Annotated in this window: 5 protein-coding genes; 1 reads left to right on the top strand and 4 read right to left on the bottom strand. The window is 68.4% G+C overall.

Features of this window, described 5'->3' with window-relative positions; translation table 11 throughout:
- The 4 genes from rsmH to HUU94_RS02285 form a co-directional block, all read right to left on the bottom strand.
- A partial coding sequence (gene rsmH, locus HUU94_RS02270; RefSeq protein WP_254601881.1) for a 16S rRNA (cytosine(1402)-N(4))-methyltransferase RsmH occupies positions 1–779 on the bottom strand: 779 nt, incomplete at its 3' end.
- Positions 773–1,291, bottom strand: coding sequence for a division/cell wall cluster transcriptional repressor MraZ (locus tag HUU94_RS02275; protein ID WP_174273502.1), 519 nt, complete (start codon positions 1,289–1,291; stop codon positions 773–775). The genes HUU94_RS02275 and rsmH, both read right to left, overlap by 7 nt.
- Before the next feature lie 396 nt (positions 1,292–1,687).
- On the bottom strand, positions 1,688–1,900 hold the full coding sequence (locus HUU94_RS02280; RefSeq protein WP_254601879.1) for a hypothetical protein: 213 nt from the start codon (positions 1,898–1,900) through the stop codon (positions 1,688–1,690).
- 91 nt (positions 1,901–1,991) lie between these two features.
- Positions 1,992–2,984 carry a cysteine synthase A gene (locus HUU94_RS02285; protein ID WP_174273503.1) on the bottom strand — a complete coding sequence of 331 codons (993 nt, stop codon included), beginning with the start codon at positions 2,982–2,984 and terminating at the stop codon, positions 1,992–1,994.
- 152 nt (positions 2,985–3,136) lie between these two features.
- Between HUU94_RS02285 and HUU94_RS02290 the strand changes: the two genes are divergently transcribed.
- On the top strand, positions 3,137–3,526 hold the full coding sequence (locus tag HUU94_RS02290; protein WP_174273504.1) for a hypothetical protein: 390 nt from the start codon (positions 3,137–3,139) through the stop codon (positions 3,524–3,526).
- Positions 3,527–3,697: the final 171 nt, after the last annotated feature.

Raw genomic sequence — 3,697 nt, forward strand, 5'->3', positions numbered from 1 at the left:
GAGCCCGCCGCGGTCGCGCCGCTGCGCTCGCGCAGGAAGCGCTTGACGATCCGATCCTCGAGCGAATGGAAGCTCACCACCGCGATCCGCCCGCCGGGCTTGAGCGCGCGCTCGGCGGCGACCAGGCCGTCCTCCAGCTCGTCGAGTTCGCGGTTCACATGGATGCGCAGCGCCTGGAAGGTGCGCGTCGCCGGATCCTTCTTGTCATGCTCGCGATGCCCGAGCGCACGGCGCACGACATGCGCGAGTTCGCCGGTCCGCGCGATCGGGCGGGCGGCGACGATCGCGCGCGCGACGCGGCGCGACTGGCGCTCCTCGCCGAAGTTGAACAGCACGTCGGCGATTTCGGCTTCGTCGGCGGTGTTGACGAAATCGGCGGCGCTCTCGCCCGCTTGGCTCATCCGCATGTCGAGCGGACCGTCGGCCTGGAAGGAGAAGCCGCGCTCCGCGCGGTCGAGCTGCATCGAGGAGACGCCGACGTCCAGCGTCACGCCGTCGACCGAGGCATCGCCGGCGATCGCGGCCAGCTCCGAAAAGCGCGACGGCACCAGCTCCAGCCGCCCGTCCGCCCCGGCGACCAGCGCCGCGCCCTCGGCGATCGCATCGGGATCGCGATCGAACGCGATCACCCTGGCGCCCGCGTCCAGCAGCGCGCGGGTATAGCCGCCCGCGCCGAACGTGCCGTCGACATGCGTCTCGCCGCCGGCCGGCGCGAGCGCCGCGATCACCGCGTCGAGCAGCACGGGGGCATGGCGCGGATCGGCGGCGGGGCTCACAATGCGATCCCCTTTTCCTTGAGCAGCGCATCGAGGATCGCGCGATTGCGGCGATCGCTGGCGAAGGCTTCCCGCGCGCGCGCCGGATCCCAGATCTCGAAGAAATCGATATTGCCCCAGAACAGCGCGAGATCGCCGATCCCCGCCAGGCTGCGCACCGTCTGCGGGAGGACCAGCCGCCCCGCGCTGTCGAAGCTCACCGGCGTCGTGCCGCCGACCTCGCCGCGCCCGAGATCGGCGAGCGCCTTGCGCCGCTCGGCGGCGGGAAGGTCGGCGAGGCTGTCGCGCAGGTCGCGCGCCTGCTGGCGATCGCCGATCGCGTCATAGGCGACCAGCCGGTCCATTTCCTCCGAGATGACGATGCCGAGCTGCTTGTCGTCGACCGAGACGTCGCCGGGGGCGTAGGTCGCGCAGCGCACCGCGATGAGATCGCGGAAGGCGGCGGGCACCGACACCCTTCCCTTCGCGTCTACCGCGTTGAGCGCATAGCCTCTGAAGGGATGGTTGATCTCCACCTGTCGACCCTGTTGCCCCGGCGCGGCGTCCCCTGCCGCACCCGTCCCGCCGATGTGCGACACGCGGGATAGCGCCGCCCTCCTTGGGTGAATCATGGGTTAACATGGGTTCAGTGTGGGTTACAATACCATTCTATGCCACTACATGTGTATTGTCTGGGCCAGGACGGGCGCGCGTGGCGACAAATGCGCGCAAATCCGCCACGGCGGGGGTGCCGAGGCCTGTGGATAAGTCTGTGATATAGGCCTCGCAGCCGGCCGGCCTGGAATCTGTCCTATTGATGCTGACTCTCGTCACCCCGGCCTTGAGCCGGGGTCCCGCTGCCTGCGACGCTGAGGAAGAAGCGGGACCCCGGCTCAAGGCCGGGGTGACGTCTCAGCTTGATAGGGCAGCCTCTAATTGTGCTTGGACGCTTTCGGCGCGGGCGCAGAGGGCGCGGCGGGGTTTCCGGGCACGACTCCGAGCTGGGCGAGCGGTTCGTTGGGCGCCGCGGCGGTGAGATTGCCGCCGCCGCGTTCGCCTGCCATGCTGATCAGCGCGGTCGCGAGCATGACCAGCAGGAATACGCAGGCGAGCCCCGTGAGCCCGACGCGAATGCGCCGTATCATCGCGAAGGCACCCGATGCCGCTGGTCTACCAGAGAGGCCATCCCCCGAGAATAAGTCCGCGAAGGCTGATTGTGAACCGTCAACGCGACACTTATCGCGCCAGCCAGTCCGGAACCGCCAGGCCCTTGGATTCCAGCCACGCCGGCTGGAACAAAGTCGAGAGATAGCGCATCCCCGAATCGCACAGGATCGTGACGATCGTCTTGCCTGGGCCGAGCTCGCCCGCCAGCGCGATCGCGCCCGCGACGTTGATCCCAGATGACAGGCCGAGGCAGAGCCCTTCCTCCTTGAGCAAGGCGAACACCTGCGCGGCCGCGGCCTCGTCCGAGATGCGGAATTGCGTGTCGATCGGGGCGCCCTCGAGATTGGCGGTGATCCGGCTCTGCCCGATGCCCTCGGCCACCGACGAGCCCTCGGCGCTGAGCTCGCCATGCGCATAATAATTATACAGCGCGGCGCCATGAGGATCGGTCAGCGCGATCGTGATCGTGGGATCGCGCTCCTTGAGCGCCATGCCGACCCCGGCGATCGTCCCGCCGGTGCCCGCCGCGCAGGTGAAGCCGTCGATCCTGCCGCCGGTCTGCGCCCAGATTTCGGGCGCGGTCGTCTGGATATGCGCCATGCGATTCGCGACATTGTCGAACTGGTTCGACCAGAGCGCATTCTGCGTCTCCTCGGCGATCCGGCGCGAGGTGTGGACGTAATGCGCGGGGTTCGAATAGCTCGTCGGCGCGACCTCGACGAGTTCGGCGCCCAGCGCGCGCAGCGTATCCTTCTTCTCCTGGCTCTGCGTCTCGGGGATGACGATGATCGTGCGGTAGCCCTTGGCGTTGCCGATCAGCGCGAGGCCGATCCCGGTATTGCCCGCCGTGCCCTCGACGATCGTCCCGCCGGGCCCGAGCAGCCCGCGCGCCTCGGCATCCTCGATGATATATTTGGCCGCGCGATCCTTGATCGATCCGCCGGGGTTGAGAAACTCGCACTTGCCGAGGATGTCGCAGCCCGTCGCGGCACTCGGCCCCTTCAGGCGCACCAGCGGCGTGTTGCCGACGAGGGCTGCGGTATCCGGAGCGAGGCTTGCCATCATCCCGCGCATAGCAGCCGCGCCCGCGCCATCAAGCAAGCATGATTTGGGACGCGGCAGCCCACGCTTTATCGCATCCGCAGCGAGAAACCGCATCGGCAAGTGATTTGCGCTCTTGACGAGTCTTTTCGCACCCGCGAAGACGCGGGCTCATGAGCAAGACAGCCCTCACCGCCGCCGCCCTTTCCATCGCCACCCTGCTCGCCGGTTGCGGCGAGCCGACGACGATCACGGCGGGGGCGCCCAACGATCCCACCGCCACCGCGGTCGCCGCAGCCCCCCCGGTCAAGCTGCCGCCGGCGATGCTGGCGAGCAAGACCTATCGCTGCCAGCCGGGCAATGCCGTGCTCTATATCGACTGGTTCAACGACAACACGTCGGCCAACATCAAGAAGAAGAAGGAAGACGCCCCCACCGCGCTCGCCGCGCCCGCGGCGGGCGCGCCCTTCGCGGGCGGCGGCTATGTCGTCAAGGGCAGCGCCACCGATGCCTCGGTCAGCGTCACCGCCCCCGGCGGCGCGGCGCAGACCTGCTCGGCCTGATCGTCCTCCCCTCTCGATCCAAAACGGGTAAGCTCCTCCCCTGAAAGAGGAGGGAACGCACCGATGGTGGAGGGGTGTCCCCCCTTTAGAACGTCACCCCGGCCTTGAGCCGGGGTCCCGCTTCTTCTTCAGCGTCAGCCGAGCAGCGGGATCCCGGCTCAAGGCCGGGAT

Source organism: Sphingomonas bacterium, assembly GCF_903644055.1.
Taxonomy (GTDB): domain Bacteria; phylum Pseudomonadota; class Alphaproteobacteria; order Sphingomonadales; family Sphingomonadaceae; genus Sphingomonas_I.

What these genes read in the sequence shown, in the direction of transcription:
- HUU94_RS02280 (WP_254601879.1), bottom strand. Translation starts at nt 1,900, where the DNA reads ATGATACGGCGCATTCGCGTCGGGCTCACGGGGCTCGCCTGCGTATTC.
- HUU94_RS02285 (WP_174273503.1), bottom strand. Translation starts at nt 2,984, where the DNA reads ATGGCAAGCCTCGCTCCGGATACCGCAGCCCTCGTCGGCAACACGCCG.
- HUU94_RS02290 (WP_174273504.1), top strand. Translation starts at nt 3,137, where the DNA reads ATGAGCAAGACAGCCCTCACCGCCGCCGCCCTTTCCATCGCCACCCTG.